A 16,598-nucleotide genomic window follows, 5' to 3' on the forward strand; every position below is an offset into this window, starting at 1 on the left:
GATACTAATTAACTGAATTGCAACAATACTTTTAATCTCAAAAAAGCATCGCTATTTATAATGATTTTAAATTTCTCAAAAAAGCAGCAAAATTTGTAACAACCCCAAGCATTTTAAGTCATACTTCCATTGAAATACCTGAACAAACAACATCAATCAAATCAAATATTTTTAAACAATGAAACTTAAATTCTTAGTTGTCTGCCTTTTAACATGCATCGGTAATGTAATGGCGCAAGGACAAATGAACGTCTCGGGTAACCCGGGCAGCGTATCGGGAAAAATTATCGACAAAGCAACCAAAGAACCTGTTGGCTACGCATCCGTGTCGATTAAAGAGGGGGAAAAAGTGATTACAGGAGCCATTTCGCAGGAAAACGGTAACTTCGAAATCAAAAATCTTGAACTGAAAGCTTATACTTTAGAAGTTCAGTTTATCGGCTATAAAACATTTTCCAAAGCGGTTACTTTGAGTGCCGGAGATAAATCTGTAAATGTTGGTGCCATCGCCATTGAAGCAGAAGCTACACAACTGGAAGGTGTGGAAGTTGTAGCCGAGCGTTCCAACATTGTACAAAAAATAGACCGAAAAGTGGTAAATGTCGGGAAAGATTTAGTGGCATCCGGAACCACGGCGTCCGAAATCTTAAACAACGTTCCAACAGTAAGTATCGATCCGCAAACGAAAGAATTAAGCTTAAGAGGAAATTCAAATGTTCGCGTTTTGATTGACGGAAAACCTTCGAATGTAGATCCTGCTCAATTGTTGCAGCAGATTCCGTCATCTTCCATCAAACAGATTGAGTTAATCACCAATCCATCTGCCAAGTACAATCCGGAAGGGATGAGCGGTATCATCAACATCATTTTACACAAAAACAGCAATAACGGATTTAACGGTTCTATCAATACCGGAGTAACTTTTGGAATAACGCCAAAAACCAACTCGGCTTTGAATCTTAATTACAAAGTGGGAAAGGTGAATTTTTACACCAATTACGGTTTTAACCACGGAATTAACGCAAATCACGGTTTTGTAAACAGTTCCAATCCAGGACTTGACAACCTTCAAAACTTCGAATTCCGCAACCTTAACAACTCACATCTGGTAAAATTTGGTGTAGATTATTACATTAACGAACGCAATACTTTGTCTGCTTATACCAACCAGAATACCACACATTCCGATGGCTTCGGAAAAACCGCAATTGATTATTTCGGATTGCCAAACAACGATCATTTACAGACCTACCGCAACGAAAACGAAAACAAAAACCAAACATACGATGTGGTTTACAAACACGATTTCGAAAAGAAAGGAAAAACATTGGAATTTCAGGTAAACTATTCCAAAACCAAAAATTCGGAAGATACCGGTTACAACAATGAAGATCGCGAGTCTGACGGCGATTTGTACAAAGAATCAGTTTCCCGAAATGTGGTTAACGGACTTACAAATTACACTCAGGTTAACCTAGACTTTACGAATCCACTTACTGAAAAAACAAAATTGGAATTGGGTGCGGAAACCAGAATTCAATCTACAAAAAATAAATTCCTAGCTACTGAATCCGGAACACAATTTGCCGATCCTTATGATTATGGTTCCGATTCTGATTACAACTTTAAGTTCGATCGAAATATTAGTGCCGTATACGCTAACTTCGGAACAGAGTGGAGCAGTAAATGGAGTTCTCAAATTGGTTTGCGTGTAGAGTACTATGATATTTCCGGTGATTTTGCCCGAAATGAAACTAAATTCAAATCGGATGAAACGCCTACAACTACTGTAGAAAACCTTAAAGATAAAGTAACCGATAATATTTTCACCGTATATCCGTCTGCGTTTGTAACGTATACAATTAATGAGAAAAACTCTTTCAACTTTAACTATTCAAGACGTGTAGACCGACCAAGCATCGGCCAAATCAGTCCTATCCGTGAATGGACTACTCCGCTTATGGAATCCCGAGGAAATCCTGCATTGGTTCCGCAATTCACGAATTCTTTCGAAGTTAATTATACACGCGTTACCAAATTAGGTTCTATTACTTCCGGCGTATTCTACAGAAGCATCAGCGATGAAATTTCAAGAGTGGTTTATAACGACCCTAATGACGCTTCAAACAACAGAAAAATTCTTTCTTTTGACAACTTCGATAACAACAATGCTTATGGTGTGGAAACATCGGCTAACCTTAAATTCACAAAATGGTGGGCTGTAAATGCCAGTGCAGATGCTTATTTTAAAACCGTAAGAGGTGCCGTTCAGAATGTGGCATCAGGAGAACTTGAAAATGCTTCTGTAGATGTAACATCGTTTAACACCCGCTTAAACAATACCTTTACCGCAACCAAAAACCTGCGTTTCCAATTGTTCGGAATGTACCGCGGCCGTGATTTGAGCTTACAGTTCGAGAGAAAAGAAATGTATAAAATGGACCTTGGAGCCACTTACAACATCTTAAAAGGAAAAGGAACCATCACCGCACGTTATAACGACGTATTTAAAAACATGCGTTTTGCCTTCGACGGCAACATTCCTTACAGACAATACGGAGCCTTTTACTGGGAAAGCCAAACGTTCTACGTTGGCTTGAATTACAACTTCGGTGGTGGCAAAAACAGAGCTTTACAACGCAAACAACGTGATGCCAACGAAACCCAAGGCGGTGGCGGAATGTTCTAAAAACATCTTTTTATTTTTCGATTTTATATTTAACCAAAAAACCTCGAAGTTTAAAAGCTCCGAGGTTTTTTATTTTTATTCCTTATTGAATTTCAGTTCCTTCGCTTTATCCGGATCTTCTTTGTGTTTCCGCAAATCAAACGTGGTGCCGAAAACTTTATCCCAAAAGGTATTGCTTACTCCGAAACCCAAATGCTCGTTACGGTAATGGTGCATCTGATGGTTGCGCCATAAAGGCTTCATAAACGCAAACGGCGGCTCAAAGGCATGGATTGCATAATGCATGGAAGCATATAACAAATACCCAAACATAAAACCCGGAAAAAAAGCCCAGTTATAATTCCCTAAAAGCAGGTAATGCAGTCCGAAAAGCGTACTCGACAAAATAAGGCTTGGCACCGGCGGCATAAACAAACGGTCGCGATCTCTCGGATATTCGTGATGATTGCCGTGCATGATGTACGCCACTTTCTGGATTTTAACGTTTTCGCTTACCCAATGAAAAATATAGCGGTGCGCCAAATATTCGAAAAAGGTCCAGTAGAGGATTCCGCTGAAAAAAAGTAAAAAAGTGGTCAATGCCGGAATCTGGTATACCGTCAGCGACCGATAAACCAGATAACTCAGGATTGGGATATACATGCTCCAGATTACGATTGGATTTCCCTTGGTAAGCATTTCCAGATACTTGTTTTCAAATAACCTTGCCTGACCTTCGTTGTAAACTACTTTTCGTGCCATAATCTGCTAATTATAAAGGTTAGTAACAGAAACAATGACCTAAATTTAAAAAAATAGTTACAAAGTAAAAAACGATTACATAGGATTTAACATACAGATAATCGAGAAAAAATACAAAAAAAGCAGATTCGAGATAAGATTCCCAAATCTGCCTTCAATACTATTTCTAAAAACTACCAGCGAATAATAACGCTTCCCCAGGTAAATCCGGAGCCGAAAGCAGCCAACACCACCAAGTCGCCTTCCTTGATTTTGCCTTGTTCCCACGCTTCGGTTAAGGCAATCGGAATGGACGCTGCGGTTGTATTTCCGTATTTCTGAATATTGTTGTGCACCTGTGAATCTTCTAATTTGAATTTCTGCTGAATGAATTGCGATATTCTCAAATTCGCCTGATGCGGAATCAGCATGTTGATATCGGAAACCTGTAAATTGTTCGCCTGCAAACCTTCCATAATCACCTCGCTGAAACGAACCACCGCATTTTTAAACACAAATTGCCCGTTCATGTACGGGTAGTAACTTTCGTCGTTCGGATCGTTGTCTTTGATAATATCGGTAACCCAGCGTTTGCCCATTCCTGGAGCGACTAAGGCTAATTCTTCAGCGTGTTGTCCTTCGGAATGCAAATGTGTGGATAAAATACCTTTCCCTGCGTCATCTGATCGGCTCAAAATCGCTGCTCCTGCTCCATCTCCAAAGATTACAGAAACGCCACGACCTCTTGTGGTCATATCCAAACCGGTGGAATGCACTTCGGAACCGATTACCAAAATATTTTTATACATTCCGGTTTTGATGAACTGATCGGCAACCGAAATCGCATACACGAAACCGGAACACTGATTGCGGACATCCAGCGCGCCAACGGTTCTTAACCCTAAATCGCGTTGTACTAAAACTCCAGGTCCAGGAAAATAATAATCCGGACTCAAGGTTGCAAAAATCACAAAATCAATATCTTCTTTGGCAACTCCGGAACGTTCGATGGCAATTTTCGCCGCTTTCACACCCATGGAAGTTGTCGTATCTTCTCCTCGAATTATATGCCTTCTTTCCTGAATACCGGTACGTTCCTGAATCCACTCGTCATTGGTATCCATTATTTTTGACAAATCGTCGTTGGTTACTACATTTTCGGGAACGTAATACCCTAATCCTGAAATCTTTGAATGATACATTTTTTATCTGTTTGTTAAAAATTGGGCTACAAATTTACGCATTATTAAAGTTTCTTAAAAAAACGGCATATTTTTTCGATTACATTAAAAAACTTCTGTTGAAAAACCTGAATTTAACAAAATTTACGAAACTGATGTAACACGATAAGCGTATTTTTAGACCAATTATTCAAAAACCAAATATTGCTATATGAAACTAAAAAACTGTTTTTGGCTTTTACTGCTTGCCGGTTCTGCCCTTTTGGCGCAGGAAAACCTGACGTATCAGAAACCTTCCAAAGAAATTTTAGCTTTAGCCGAATACGAAAGAGCTCCGTCGGTTACCATGGACACCAAAAAAGAATGGATGCTTCTGTCGTATCGCAATACGTATAAAACCTTAGACGACTTGAATCAGGAAGAAATGCGTCTGGCCGGTTTGCGTATCAATCCGGTTACGAACATTTCCAGTACGGTAACTTACATCAACAACCTGAAAGTACGACGCATCAAAGACAAAAACGAAATTCAGGTACAGGGGTTGCCGGCCAATCCTAGAATTTCCAACCTTTCGTGGTCGCCAGACGAAAAGAAAATCGCTTTTACCAATACCACGAACAAAGGAGTGGAATTGTGGGTTTTGGATATTGCATCCGCGAAAGCAACAAAATTGACTTCCGATAATCTGAATGCTAATTTAGGAAACCCGATTAGCTGGTTCCGCGACGGACAAAGCATCTTGGCAAAAACACTCGTAGCCAACCGACCGGCACTAATCGACAGTAAAAAAGACATCCCGACCGGCCCGACAACCTCCACCAGCGAAGGCAAAGCATCCCAGAACAGGACCTATCAGGATTTGCTGAAAAACAAAACCGACGAAACGAACTTTGAAACACTGGTAACTTCCGAATTGTACAAAATCGATTTAAACGGAAAAGCCGAATTGTTCAAAAAAGCCGATTTATACGCCGGTGAATCGTTTTCCCCAGACGGTAACTATTTGATGGTAGCCACGATTCAGAGGCCGTATTCTTACATTGTTCCGTTAAGCCGTTTTCCGCAAAAAACGGTGGTTTACGATAAAACCGGAACCGAAATTAAAGTGGTGAACGAAGTGCCGCTGAACGAAATCATGCCGAAAGGTTTTATGGCCGTCCGCAAAGGCAAAAGAAGCATGAATTGGAGAAACGATGCGCCGGCCACTTTATCGTTTGCAGAAGCTTTAGACGGCGGTGATCCGGCCAATAAAGTAGAATTCCGTGATGAAGTTTTCTTGTGGAAAGCGCCTTTTTCCGCAGCGCCAACGTCTTTGGTAAAAACACCGCAACGCTATGCTGGCATTACTTGGGGTAACGACAACCTTGCAATCGTTTACGACAATTGGTACGACACGCGAAACACAAAAACGTATTTGTTCAATCCTTCCAATCCCGGTCAGGCTCCAAAAGTAATTTCCGACCGAAATTCTCAAGACATCTATTCCGATCCGGGTAATTTTGAGACGAAGAAGAACGAGTACGGCCGTCAGATACTGGCGCTGGAAGGTGACAATGCCTTCTTAATCGGAGACGGTTTTACCAAAAACGGTCAGTTTCCGTTTATCGACGAATTCAACACCAAAACCTTGAAAACGAAACGCTTGTACCAATCCGCTTTCAAAAACAAAAAAGAAGCGATTTTATCAATTGAAGATTTCAAAAAAGGAGAAGTTCTGGTTCAGATTCAGTCGCCAACGGAATTCCCGAATTATTACTTCCGCAACATCAAAACGAAAGACAAAATCACACCGATTACCGCTTTTAAAAACCCGTTTGAAAGCATCAAAAACGTGTACAAAGAAGTAATCAAATACAAACGCAAAGACGGTGTAGAATTATCCGGAACGCTTTATTTACCGGCCAACTACGACCGAAAAGCGAAAAAAGAAAAACTGCCGTTACTGATTTGGGCCTATCCGACCGAATACAAAGACAAAAATTCTGCCGGACAATCCAACCAGAACCCGAACGAATTTACGTTTCCGAACTACGGTTCCTTCGTCTATTGGGTAACCAAAGGCTATGCAGTTTTGGATGACGCGGCTTTCCCGATTATCGGCGAAGGCAAAACGGAACCGAACGATACTTTCATTACGCAATTGGTAGACAATGCGGAAGCGGCTATCAATGCCGTGGACAATTTAGGGTACATCAACCGTAAAAAAGTGGCTGTTGGCGGACACTCGTATGGCGCTTTCATGACCGCTAACTTATTAACACACTCTAATTTATTCGCCTGCGGAATTGCCCGAAGCGGTGCTTACAACAGAACGCTAACCCCATTCGGATTCCAGAGCGAGCAGCGCAATTACTGGGAAGCGCAAAACGTTTACAACGAAATGTCTCCTTTCATGTCGGCTGAAAAAATGAAAACTCCTTTGTTATTGGTACACGGTGAAGCGGACAACAATCCGGGAACGTTTACTTTGCAAACCGAGCGCTATTTCCAGGCTTTAAAAGGTTTGGGAGCACCCGTAAGAATGGTACTTTTACCTAAAGAATCCCACGGATATGCTGCAAAAGAAAACATCTTCCACTTGCTTTGGGAACAGGATCAGTTCCTGGAAAAATATTTAAAGAATTAATTTTAAAATAAAACCCCGAATTAAAATTCGGGGTTTTATTTATCCTGGTTTTTGTTTTAATCTTTCAATTTTTGCATTTCGTTCAAAAGAAAAGGTTGCTGTTTTAACATTGATGTGATTGTAAAGAAGCAACGCTTTTTTAGTAAAATCAGCTTTATCCAATACGGAAAGAATATCCGCTAAAGTTTCCAGATTCTCGGGATTCAAAAGTGGCTGACTGTCTAAAAAAGCAATCATTTCAGTTTCGGACAGGTTTTCAACGGAATTTAAGTCGAAACCTAATTCTTCCTGAAGTTTCAGATTGATTTCCGAAACGGAAGACGAAAGGCCGGAATCGCTTTTTTGTTTCATCAGTTTTTCCAAAACCTTTTTCAGAAAAAAGCCCAACTGACTGATTTGCTTTGCTAAATAATCTTCTTTCGGCATCGTTAACGCAACATTAATGTTACTTGTGAATTATGTTCCAGTTCCGAATCGTGTTCAAAAAAAATCGCTTTGCCGCCTAAAGCTGCTTTAATGAGGTAATGACTTCCTTTAAAATAGGACTGTTTCACCACCACTTTCATAAAGCCATTTTCGACTACTCTCAGTTGATGCGGATATAAAAACAACAAGGTATCTTCCTCATTCTCCACCAACTGCGACAGTTTTATTTCATTAACTTCCCCAAAAAGTGAAGCACTGTATTTCGATTTCGGATTCCGGTAAATTTCCGAAGAATTCCCTTTATCGATAAGGAGACCGTCTTTCAGCACTATGGTTTCGTCTGCAAAAGAAAGTGCATCTACGCTGTCGTGGGTGGCAATTAAAACCGTAATACCTTTAGCTTTCAGATAAGCAAAGAGATTGCGGCGCAGTGCGTTTTTCCGGAAATTATCAATATGACTAAACGGTTCGTCCAACAACAAAACTTCGGGCTCCAAAGCCAAAACTCTGGCCAGTGCCACACGCTGTTGTTGTCCGCCGCTTAAATATTGGGCTTTCACATCGGCATATTCGGTCATTTCCACAATTTCGAGTAATTCCTGTATGCGTTCCTGTTTTTCCTCAGGGTAAAAGTTAGACAGGTATTTGCCGACATTTTCCGCAACGGTGATGTAAGGCATCAAATCGAAATCCTGTGCAAGGTATTTCATGAACGGCATGCCCGGAACCAGATTGTATTTCGGTCCGGTTACCTGGGTATCGTTCCAGAAAATCCGGCCTTCATCTACATCGTGCAGTCCGTAAATCAGTTTTAACAGCGTGCTTTTTCCGCAGCCGCTTTCCCCGATTATGGCTACATTTTTTCCTTTTTCAACTGTAAAACCGATACCGTTAATATTCTTTTTATCGGAATACCCGAAAGAAATTGCATTTACCTGAAGCATGACTGAAATTTGTAGCAGCAAAGTTACATCCTTAAAATACCATTTCACACAAAAATTAACTTTAAGAAGTATTATTTTTTAAAAACTTATTCTAATTATTTGAAAGATAATAACTAACATTGCAAAAAATTTTAACCTACTACTTGCATGATTTTTTCAGTTAAAAGAGTAATATTTTTACTGTTGCTGTGTACGTCGATGGCGTTTGCGCAGCGCCCTTACGGTGGTTTTTCCATCGATGCAAATTATGGAATTTCAGGTGTGAAAGATCCGGGGCTGAGCGATTTTTCGCATTTCGATTTCGGTTTTCGCTATATGTTTGATGATACCTGGGGGCTAAAACTGGATTATGGGCAGGACAAATTCCGAACAGAGAAAAGTCCGGTAGAAAAAGGAATTGACGCTTCCCGAATTTCGTTTCAGGCGGTTACCAACCTAACCAATCTTATCGACAGCAGAAGTTATTTCTACAGCAGAACTTTTAACCTTCTTGCACATGCCGGTGCCGGGTATTCCATGCAGAAATCCGTAACCATTCCTGCCGGAGGTACAGACGAAATCGGACATATCATCTTTGGGATGAACCCACAGTTTTCACTAACGGATAATCTTGCTGTTGGTTTGGATGCCACCGGAATTATCCACTTGTCACAACACTATTGGTTTGACGGGAATTACACCTACACCAGTCCTGAATTTAAAGGGTCGCCAAACGGCACATCAACGTTTATTTATAATTTTACAGTTGGCCTTTCTTATACTTTCGGCGAACCGTAAAATATAATTTCAATAAAAAAAGTCCCTGATTGCTCAGGGACTTTTTTGTTTTGGTAATCTGAAAATTACTGACCTGCTTCTTTTTTAGCATCTTCCACCATTTTATCGTTGGCGGTGATGGCAAATTCCACACGACGGTTTTTTCCTCTTCCTTCGTCGGTGTCATTAGTGGCAATCGGATCGGCTTCTCCCATTCCTACAATTTTGAAACGCGAGCTAACCAATCCTTTGCTGGCTAAATAGCTTTTTACCGCAGACGCTCTTTGTTCGGAAAGACTTAAATTATACTCATCAGAACCTTTACTGTCGGTATAACCGTAAATCTGAATGTCTGTATCCGGATATTGTTTGAAAACCGGTACCAATTTATCCAAGTTCTGTTTCGCTGTAGCCGTTAAAGTCGATTTGTTAAAATCAAAATTCACGGAATTCTCACCCAAAACCAGTTTGATTCCTTCTCCAACGCGTTCTACTTCTACTCCAGGCAAAGCTTCCTTGATTTCACGGGCTTGTTTGTCCATGCTGCGACCGATGATTGCTCCGGCTGTACCGCCAATCACACCTCCCAGTACAGCACCCAAAGCACCTTTTCCGCCTTTTCCTAAATTATTCCCCAAAACTCCGCCAATGACAGCGCCACCAACGGCACCAATCACGGCTCCTTTTTGTGTATTATTGGCATTCTTAACGGAATTACATCCTGTAATCATCGAGCTGGCAGTAATGGCAACGGCCAGAGTATAAATACTTAACTTTTTCATATCGTAAATTTTAGTTTGTTCTTTCAAATTGGTACACGATGTCTGCCGTATTGCCGCCCACATTAATTTTATCTATCAGCTGAAAAGAATTGGCCGACTGATTGGCAACCCGCATTCGATAGCCCTGAGTTACCTTTCTGGCTTTGGCGTCTTCCCCGATAAATTTTAAAGTAAATTCTTTTTCAGGGGTAATCGACCAAACGATATCGCTCTGAAAATCGGTGCATTGGGTTAACGCCATTGTCCCTTTGTTGTTGTTGGAAACAAAAGACCAAGTGCTTCCGATAAAGCATTTCGAATCGGCAATCTGAAAAGAAGTCGCTTTAAAGTATTCCGCTCCGGGATAGGAAACATTCGTGATTTTCCAATTTCCTTTCAGGCCAACCTGAGACTTGGTATCGATGGTTGGTTTACAGGACGTCACTAAGGCCAGTAACAAGCTTACAATAAATATCTTTCTCATACTCAGAAAATTAGGTATATTAAACAATGGTTTTAGTAATTAAAACCGTACTAAATTTACAAATAATTCCGTCTTAAAGCGGCAATTTGTTATTTTTTAACACTTATGTCATTTTGTCACTGCTTCAGGATTTGGTATTTTATTTGCCTAAAGAGCTGCATAACATTTACTTAAATTTTATTCAATATGACAACAGGAAAAATTAACGTTTCAGTAGAAAACATCTTCCCGTTAATCAAGAAATTCTTATACAGCGATCATGAGATTTTTTTGCGCGAACTGGTCTCAAACGCTACCGATGCAACCATCAAACTAAAACACTTAACCAGCATTGGGGAAGCAAAAGTGGAGTACGGCAATCCGATTATCGAAGTAAAAATCGATAAAGAAGGAAAAAAACTTCACATTACAGACCAAGGCTTGGGAATGACCGCGGAAGAAGTGGAAAAATACATCAACCAGATTGCCTTTTCCGGGGCAGAAGAGTTTTTGGAAAAATACAAAGACAGCGCAAAGGATTCGGGCGTTATCGGACATTTTGGGTTAGGGTTTTACTCGGCTTTCATGGTGGCGGAGAAAGTGGAAATCATCACCAAATCCTACAAAGACGAACCGGCTGCGCACTGGACTTGCGACGGCAGCCCGGAATTTACCTTAGAACCGCATGACAAATCGGAAAGAGGAACCGAAATCATCCTGCACATCGCCGAGGATTCTTTAGAGTTTTTGGAGGAGCGCAGAATTCGCGAACTGTTGGTAAAATACAATAAATTCATGCCGGTACCGATTAAATTCGGAACGCGTAAAGAAGCGTTGCCAAAACCGGAAGATGCCGGCGACGACTATAAAACAGAATACAAAGAAGTAGACAACATCATCAACAATCCGAATCCGGCCTGGACGAAACAACCGGCAGATTTAACCGATGACGATTACAGAAATTTCTACCGCGAATTGTATCCGATGCAGTTTGACGAACCGTTGTTCAACATCCATCTGAACGTGGATTATCCGTTTAACCTGACCGGTATTTTGTACTTCCCGAAAATGTCTGCCGATCTGCAAATTCAGAAAGACAAAATCCAATTGTACCAAAATCAGGTTTTTGTAACCGATAATGTGGAAGGAATTGTACCGGAATTTTTAACCATGCTGAAAGGGGTAATCGATTCGCCGGACATTCCGCTGAACGTTTCCCGCTCCTATTTACAGGCGGATGGTGCCGTGAAGAAAATCTCGAACTACATCACCAGAAAAGTAGCCGATAAGCTGAAATCGCTGTTTACCGAAAACCGCGAAGATTTCGAACAGAAATGGAACGATATCAAAATCGTACTGGAATACGGAATGCTGTCGGAGCCGAAGTTCTACGAAAAAGCAGGTGCCTTTGTACTGTATCCGACCGTAGACAAGAAATATTACACGCTGGACGAACTTAAAGGAGCCATAAAAGACCAACAAACCGATAAAGACGGAAAACTGGTGGTGCTTTACGCGTCCAATGAAGATGCGCAACACAGTTACATCGATTTGGCCAAAGAAAAAGGTTATGAAGTATTATTGTTGGATTCACCAATCGTGTCGCATTTGATTCAGAAACTGGAAGCCGACAATGAAAATCTTACGTTTACCCGTGTAGATTCCGATCACATCGACAATCTTATTAAGAAAGAAGACAGCCAGCTTTCCAAACTGTCCGACGAAGAGAAAGAAAACCTAAAAACCGTTTTGGAAGAATTAGTTCCGAAAACAACTTATACGGTACAACTGGAAGCGATGGACAGCAAAACAGCACCGTTTATCATTACGCAGCCGGAATTTATGCGTCGTATGAAAGAAATGAGTCAGACCGGAGGCGGCATGTTCGGCATGAGCAATTTCCCGGAAATGTATAATCTGGTGGTAAACACCAACTCCGATTTAGCTTCGGCTATTTTAAGTGAGAAAGACAAAACCGTTCAGGAGAATCTGGTAAAACAGGCGCTTGATCTGGCTAAATTATCGCAGGGTCTTTTAAAAGGCGAAGATTTAACCGCTTTTGTGAAAAGAAGTTTCGAACTTATAAAATAAACCGATTCAACCACCGTTTAAAACCTGTAAGCCTCTTACAGGTTTTTTTGTTTTAATACAATTTTAAGTTTTCGTTTAAACCTTTTTAACTATTTTACGTCTAATATCACAACCTTAAACCTGAAAATTATGAAGAATCTAAGATTTCAACTATTAAGCGGATTGTTTGCCCTTACCGTATCCCTTGTTTCCTGTTCTAAAGAAGAAGATGTAAAAGGCAGTAGTGATGTAGATCAAAAAATGATGATGGCTTCCGCGGAAATCGATTTTGTCAACGAGGCCGATTTTAATTCCGGAATGGAAGTGGCCAGCGACAACGGGAGTTATTCCGGTAAAAACAGCAGCCATACCGCTGCATTAACCGCTTGTGCCACCGTTACCGTTAACAATATAACACCAGGCGTTTTCCCTAAAGTTTTCACGATTAACTTTGGAAACGGTTGCATCAACAATGGGATTCATCGTTCCGGTATTTTAACCATTACACTGTCTGATTATCTGATGAACACCGGAAGCGTTATGACGATTGAACGCTCCAATTACTACGTAAACGGAAGACATGTCGAAGGAACCGTAACCTACGAAAACGAAACCACCAATCCGGACACACCACAATGGACCCGAACGATAACTAACGGGCAAATCACTAATTTACAGGGAGAAGTTTTCACCCATCACGGTACCAGAACCGTAAAACAAACGGAAGGTGTCGGCACGCTTACTTTAGACGATAATGTATACCACATTCTGTCCGGTACGCATACTGTAAACCGTCCGAACGGAACATCCTTAACTGTAACGGTAGTGGAAACCCTTATTAAAAAATACGCCTGTAACTATATTTCACAAGGACAATTGGATTTAGAAGGTACATATCTCGACGGAATTCTGGATTACGGCGACAACACTTGCGACAATCAGGCCACATATACGCATTCAAACGGAACTGTCTATCCGGTTAATCTTTAATTTTACAATTTAAAAAACATAAGAAACTCCTGAGCGTTTGGTTGGGAGTTTTTTATTTGCAAAACATTCACGTTTAGTTTGCAACAAGTTTTTCTCCTAATTGCCAGACTAAAACAAAAAAACTATCTTTGCCGGCTTTTTAAAATTGAAGATATGTTTGGAAACAGAGTATTGAAAGGAGTTTTTTTAGTAGGTTTAGGTGCAACCAGTTACGGTATGCTGGCCACATTTGTTAAACTGGCATACAAAGAAAACTACACGACAGCAGAAGTAACCACCTCACAGTTTGTTTTAGGGATTTTTGGAATTCTGCTAATCAATGCTTTTCAGAAAACTAAGAAAGGTAATGCAGTCGTTAAAGCTTCAGGCAAAAACATTTTCCACCTCATGCTGGCCGGAACTTCCTTAGGAATGACCAGTGTTTTCTATTATCTGGCGGTAAAATACATCCCGGTTTCCATTGGTATTGTTTTACTGATGCAAACCGTATGGATGGGCGTGCTGCTAGAATGGATGCTGGATAAAAAAGCACCTTCCTTACAAAAAATAATATCTGTAATCATAGTTCTTATCGGAACCGCCTTAGCAACCAACCTGATAAAAAGTGACATTCAATTAGACTGGCGCGGCATCATGTGGGGGCTTTTGGCAGCTTCTTCTTTCACAACCACTATGTTTACGGCAAACCGAATTGCGGTGGGCATTTCATCCGCTCAACGGTCGTTGTATATGTTGCTTGGCGGTGCCATTATTGTTTTCGGCTTTTCGGTTGCCACCCAAACCACACCTTTTAATTTTGGTATTTTCTTAAAATGGGGAATCGTATTGGCACTTTTCGGAACCATCATTCCGCCGATGCTGATGAATGCAGGATTTCCGCACACCGGAATCGGATTGGGCAGTATTGTTTCCTCTTTGGAATTACCCGTTTCGGTAATGATGGCCTTTATTATTTTAGACGAAACAGTGGTTTTCACGCAATGGATAGGGATCATACTGATCATTCTGGCCATTGTCATCATGAACGTCAATTACAGAAAAAAATAACAACTTGTGCGTTTTTTCACTAAATTTGAGAATAACCAAAACTCAGATTTTATGAAAAAATTATTTGCAGAATTTTTTGGAACGTACTGGCTGGTGTTCGGAGGTTGCGGAAGCGCTTTGTTTGCCGCCGGAATACCGGAACTCGGAATCGGATTTGCAGGCGTATCGCTTGCCTTCGGACTTACCGTATTAACAATGGCTTATGCTGTCGGTCACATTTCGGGCGGACACTTTAACCCGGCTGTTTCCTTTGGTTTATGGGCAGGCGGTCGTTTCGAAGCCAAAGATTTGGTTTCCTACATTTTGGCACAATGTCTGGGAGCGATTGCCGCTGCTGGATCATTATTTGTAATCCTTTCCGGAAAACCCGGATTTGCCATCGACAATACTAAAGCCGGCGCCTTTGCCTCCAACGGATACGGCGCCTTTTCACCTGACGGCTATTCGATGATGTCGGCATTTCTTGCAGAATTTGTACTAACTTTATTCTTCCTGCTAATCATTTTGGGTGCTACAGACAAACTGGCGAACGGCAAATTTGCCGGTGTTGCCATCGGTTTAGGCTTAACGTTAATCCATTTGGTTAGCATTCCCATTACGAATACTTCAGTAAATCCGGCGCGTTCCACCTCACAGGCATTATTTACCCAAGGTGAACCACTGATGCAGCTTTGGCTGTTTTGGGTGGCCCCGATATTAGGCGCTGTTGCAGCAGGATTCATTTACAAAAATCTCCTGCAACAAAGCGAAACCGAATAATCTCGAACAATGCAACGAAACAAGCGGTGAAATCTTCATCGCTTTTTTTGTACCTTTAAACATGAATCTGCTTTTCCCAAATACTAAAATTGTTTTCGATTTACCCGATGCCGAACTGGAATATTACCCGGATTTCTTTGCGGAGGAAGAAGCGAATCTGATCTTCAATCAGTTGTATGCCGAAATTCCGTGGCAGCAGGACAACATTACTGTTTTTGGTAAAAAATATTTACAGCCGAGACTTACTGCTTTGTTCGGAAACGAGGGAAAACCTTATTCATATTCGAATATTACGATGCAGCCACATTCGTGGAACAAACTATTGATGGAGATTAAACACAAGGTTGAAACCATAACGCAGGAAAGTTTCACCTCTGTCTTGCTGAATCTGTATCGGGACGGCAAAGACAGTAACGGTTGGCATGCGGATAATGAAAAAGAACTGGGGAAAAATCCGGTAATTGCTTCGGTGAGTTTTGGCGGCGAACGGGTTTTTCAGTTAAAACACAATGAGCGGAAAGACCTCAAACAACAAATCGTATTGAAAAACGGCAGCTTACTTTTAATGAAAGGCACCACTCAGCACTATTGGAAGCATCAGATACCCAAAACAGTAAAACCCGTAAATCCACGAATTAATCTTACGTTTCGAAGACTTTTGTAACACAAAATGCAACGTCGAAATTCATTTTGGTCTGATTTTTGAAAATTTCAAAAAAATAAAGGGGCTCGATTTCTAAATTCATTTTTTTAGTAATATTGAGTAAACAATTAAGCATAACTAAAACCATTTATTTGAATTAATTTTTCATCTGATGAAAAAACGCAAAATTTCAGAAATGGATAACGAGACTTTAGATCGCGTTATCACTATGGCTCAGGAGGAAAAAAAACCTTTTGAAGTATTAAAAGAAGAATTCGGAATTACGGAAAACGACGTAACGGAACTCATGCGAAAAAGACTTTCCAAAGACAATTTCGAACTGTGGAAGAAAAAGGTTACCGCGAGCAAACCGAAACCAAAACCTCAAAAATTCAACGATTTTGAGGATGACGATTTAGACAGCAAATACTATTTTAAAAATAAGTTTGATTAAGCAAAATCCCGAAAAAAATCGGGATTTTTTATTTCAATATGTAACATTTTAAGAGAATTCCTTACTTAT

General features: G+C 40.6%; 15 protein-coding genes. 9 read left to right on the forward strand and 6 right to left on the reverse strand.

The features are described 5' to 3' along the window. Nucleotides 1-178: 178 nt before the first annotated feature. Nucleotides 179-2,689: a TonB-dependent receptor domain-containing protein gene (locus tag G498_RS0111385; RefSeq protein WP_026981263.1), complete on the forward strand. Its 2,511-nt coding sequence runs from the start codon at nucleotides 179-181 to the stop codon at nucleotides 2,687-2,689. Between the two features lie 75 nt (nucleotides 2,690-2,764). Here the strand turns inward: G498_RS0111385 and G498_RS0111390 are convergent, their stop codons facing one another. Then, on the reverse strand, nucleotides 2,765-3,430 hold the full coding sequence (locus G498_RS0111390) for a sterol desaturase family protein (RefSeq protein WP_026981264.1): 666 nt from the start codon (nucleotides 3,428-3,430) through the stop codon (nucleotides 2,765-2,767). A 173-nt stretch (nucleotides 3,431-3,603) separates the two neighbouring features. Further along, complete coding sequence (locus G498_RS0111395; RefSeq protein WP_026981265.1) at nucleotides 3,604-4,611, reverse strand: 3-oxoacyl-ACP synthase III family protein; 1,008 nt, start codon at nucleotides 4,609-4,611, stop codon at nucleotides 3,604-3,606. A gap of 190 nt (nucleotides 4,612-4,801) precedes the next feature. Here G498_RS0111395 and G498_RS0111405 point away from each other — a divergent pair, with 190 nt between their 5' ends. Beyond that, nucleotides 4,802-7,216, forward strand: coding sequence for a prolyl oligopeptidase family serine peptidase (locus G498_RS0111405; RefSeq protein ID WP_026981266.1), 2,415 nt, complete (start codon nucleotides 4,802-4,804; stop codon nucleotides 7,214-7,216). A 39-nt stretch (nucleotides 7,217-7,255) separates the two neighbouring features. On the opposite strand, the gene G498_RS0111410 is transcribed toward G498_RS0111405, so the two are convergent. Together G498_RS0111410 and G498_RS0111415 are read right to left on the reverse strand one after the other, a co-directional pair. Then, a complete protein-coding gene (locus G498_RS0111410) occupies nucleotides 7,256-7,642 on the reverse strand; it encodes a hypothetical protein (protein WP_026981267.1) in 387 nt (128 codons plus the stop codon). Nucleotides 7,643-7,644: 2 nt separating this feature from the next. After that, complete coding sequence (locus tag G498_RS0111415) at nucleotides 7,645-8,586, reverse strand: ABC transporter ATP-binding protein (protein WP_026981268.1); 942 nt, start codon at nucleotides 8,584-8,586, stop codon at nucleotides 7,645-7,647. Nucleotides 8,587-8,733: 147 nt separating this feature from the next. Here G498_RS0111415 and G498_RS0111420 point away from each other — a divergent pair, with 147 nt between their 5' ends. Continuing rightward, a complete protein-coding gene (locus G498_RS0111420; protein WP_081694233.1) occupies nucleotides 8,734-9,363 on the forward strand; it encodes an outer membrane beta-barrel protein in 630 nt (209 codons plus the stop codon). Nucleotides 9,364-9,428: 65 nt separating this feature from the next. On the opposite strand, the gene G498_RS0111425 is transcribed toward G498_RS0111420, so the two are convergent. Both G498_RS0111425 and G498_RS0111430 read right to left on the reverse strand, forming a co-directional pair. Further along, on the reverse strand, nucleotides 9,429-10,124 hold the full coding sequence (locus G498_RS0111425; protein ID WP_026981270.1) for an OmpA family protein: 696 nt from the start codon (nucleotides 10,122-10,124) through the stop codon (nucleotides 9,429-9,431). 10 nt (nucleotides 10,125-10,134) lie between these two features. Further along, complete coding sequence (locus G498_RS0111430; RefSeq protein ID WP_026981271.1) at nucleotides 10,135-10,587, reverse strand: lipocalin family protein; 453 nt, start codon at nucleotides 10,585-10,587, stop codon at nucleotides 10,135-10,137. A gap of 186 nt (nucleotides 10,588-10,773) precedes the next feature. Here G498_RS0111430 and htpG point away from each other — a divergent pair, with 186 nt between their 5' ends. From htpG to G498_RS0111465, 6 genes are all read left to right on the forward strand, one after another. Continuing rightward, complete coding sequence (gene htpG, locus G498_RS0111435; protein WP_026981272.1) at nucleotides 10,774-12,657, forward strand: molecular chaperone HtpG; 1,884 nt, start codon at nucleotides 10,774-10,776, stop codon at nucleotides 12,655-12,657. Between the two features lie 129 nt (nucleotides 12,658-12,786). Beyond that, nucleotides 12,787-13,626, forward strand: coding sequence for a hypothetical protein (locus G498_RS0111440; RefSeq protein WP_026981273.1), 840 nt, complete (start codon nucleotides 12,787-12,789; stop codon nucleotides 13,624-13,626). 153 nt (nucleotides 13,627-13,779) lie between these two features. After that, a complete protein-coding gene (locus G498_RS0111445) occupies nucleotides 13,780-14,673 on the forward strand; it encodes an EamA family transporter (protein ID WP_026981274.1) in 894 nt (297 codons plus the stop codon). Between the two features lie 6 nt (nucleotides 14,674-14,679). Beyond that, nucleotides 14,680-15,432 carry an aquaporin Z gene (aqpZ, locus tag G498_RS0111450; RefSeq protein ID WP_262486430.1) on the forward strand — a complete coding sequence of 251 codons (753 nt, stop codon included), beginning with the start codon at nucleotides 14,680-14,682 and terminating at the stop codon, nucleotides 15,430-15,432. Nucleotides 15,433-15,493: 61 nt separating this feature from the next. After that, nucleotides 15,494-16,096 (forward strand): alpha-ketoglutarate-dependent dioxygenase AlkB family protein, encoded by a 603-nt coding sequence (locus tag G498_RS0111455; protein WP_035744081.1) that lies wholly within the window; start codon nucleotides 15,494-15,496, stop codon nucleotides 16,094-16,096. 151 nt (nucleotides 16,097-16,247) lie between these two features. Then, the gene (locus G498_RS0111465) at nucleotides 16,248-16,529 is read left to right on the forward strand and encodes a TIGR03643 family protein (protein WP_026981277.1); all 282 of its coding nucleotides are present in this window, start codon (nucleotides 16,248-16,250) and stop codon (nucleotides 16,527-16,529) included. Nucleotides 16,530-16,598: the final 69 nt, after the last annotated feature.

The sequence above is a fragment of the Flavobacterium suncheonense GH29-5 = DSM 17707 genome (assembly GCF_000430025.1).
Lineage (GTDB): Bacteria > Bacteroidota > Bacteroidia > Flavobacteriales > Flavobacteriaceae > Flavobacterium > Flavobacterium suncheonense.

Coding starts and splice junctions, on each gene's coding strand:
- G498_RS0111385 (WP_026981263.1), top strand. CDS start 179: ATGAAACTTAAATTCTTAGTTGTCTGCCTTTTAACATGCATCGGTAAT.
- G498_RS0111390 (WP_026981264.1), bottom strand. CDS start 3,430: ATGGCACGAAAAGTAGTTTACAACGAAGGTCAGGCAAGGTTATTTGAA.
- G498_RS0111395 (WP_026981265.1), bottom strand. CDS start 4,611: ATGTATCATTCAAAGATTTCAGGATTAGGGTATTACGTTCCCGAAAAT.
- G498_RS0111405 (WP_026981266.1), top strand. CDS start 4,802: ATGAAACTAAAAAACTGTTTTTGGCTTTTACTGCTTGCCGGTTCTGCC.
- G498_RS0111410 (WP_026981267.1), bottom strand. CDS start 7,642: ATGCCGAAAGAAGATTATTTAGCAAAGCAAATCAGTCAGTTGGGCTTT.
- G498_RS0111415 (WP_026981268.1), bottom strand. CDS start 8,586: ATGCTTCAGGTAAATGCAATTTCTTTCGGGTATTCCGATAAAAAGAAT.
- G498_RS0111420 (WP_081694233.1), top strand. CDS start 8,734: ATGATTTTTTCAGTTAAAAGAGTAATATTTTTACTGTTGCTGTGTACG.
- G498_RS0111425 (WP_026981270.1), bottom strand. CDS start 10,124: ATGAAAAAGTTAAGTATTTATACTCTGGCCGTTGCCATTACTGCCAGC.
- G498_RS0111430 (WP_026981271.1), bottom strand. CDS start 10,587: ATGAGAAAGATATTTATTGTAAGCTTGTTACTGGCCTTAGTGACGTCC.
- htpG (WP_026981272.1), top strand. CDS start 10,774: ATGACAACAGGAAAAATTAACGTTTCAGTAGAAAACATCTTCCCGTTA.
- G498_RS0111440 (WP_026981273.1), top strand. CDS start 12,787: ATGAAGAATCTAAGATTTCAACTATTAAGCGGATTGTTTGCCCTTACC.
- G498_RS0111445 (WP_026981274.1), top strand. CDS start 13,780: ATGTTTGGAAACAGAGTATTGAAAGGAGTTTTTTTAGTAGGTTTAGGT.
- G498_RS0111455 (WP_035744081.1), top strand. CDS start 15,494: ATGAATCTGCTTTTCCCAAATACTAAAATTGTTTTCGATTTACCCGAT.
- G498_RS0111465 (WP_026981277.1), top strand. CDS start 16,248: ATGAAAAAACGCAAAATTTCAGAAATGGATAACGAGACTTTAGATCGC.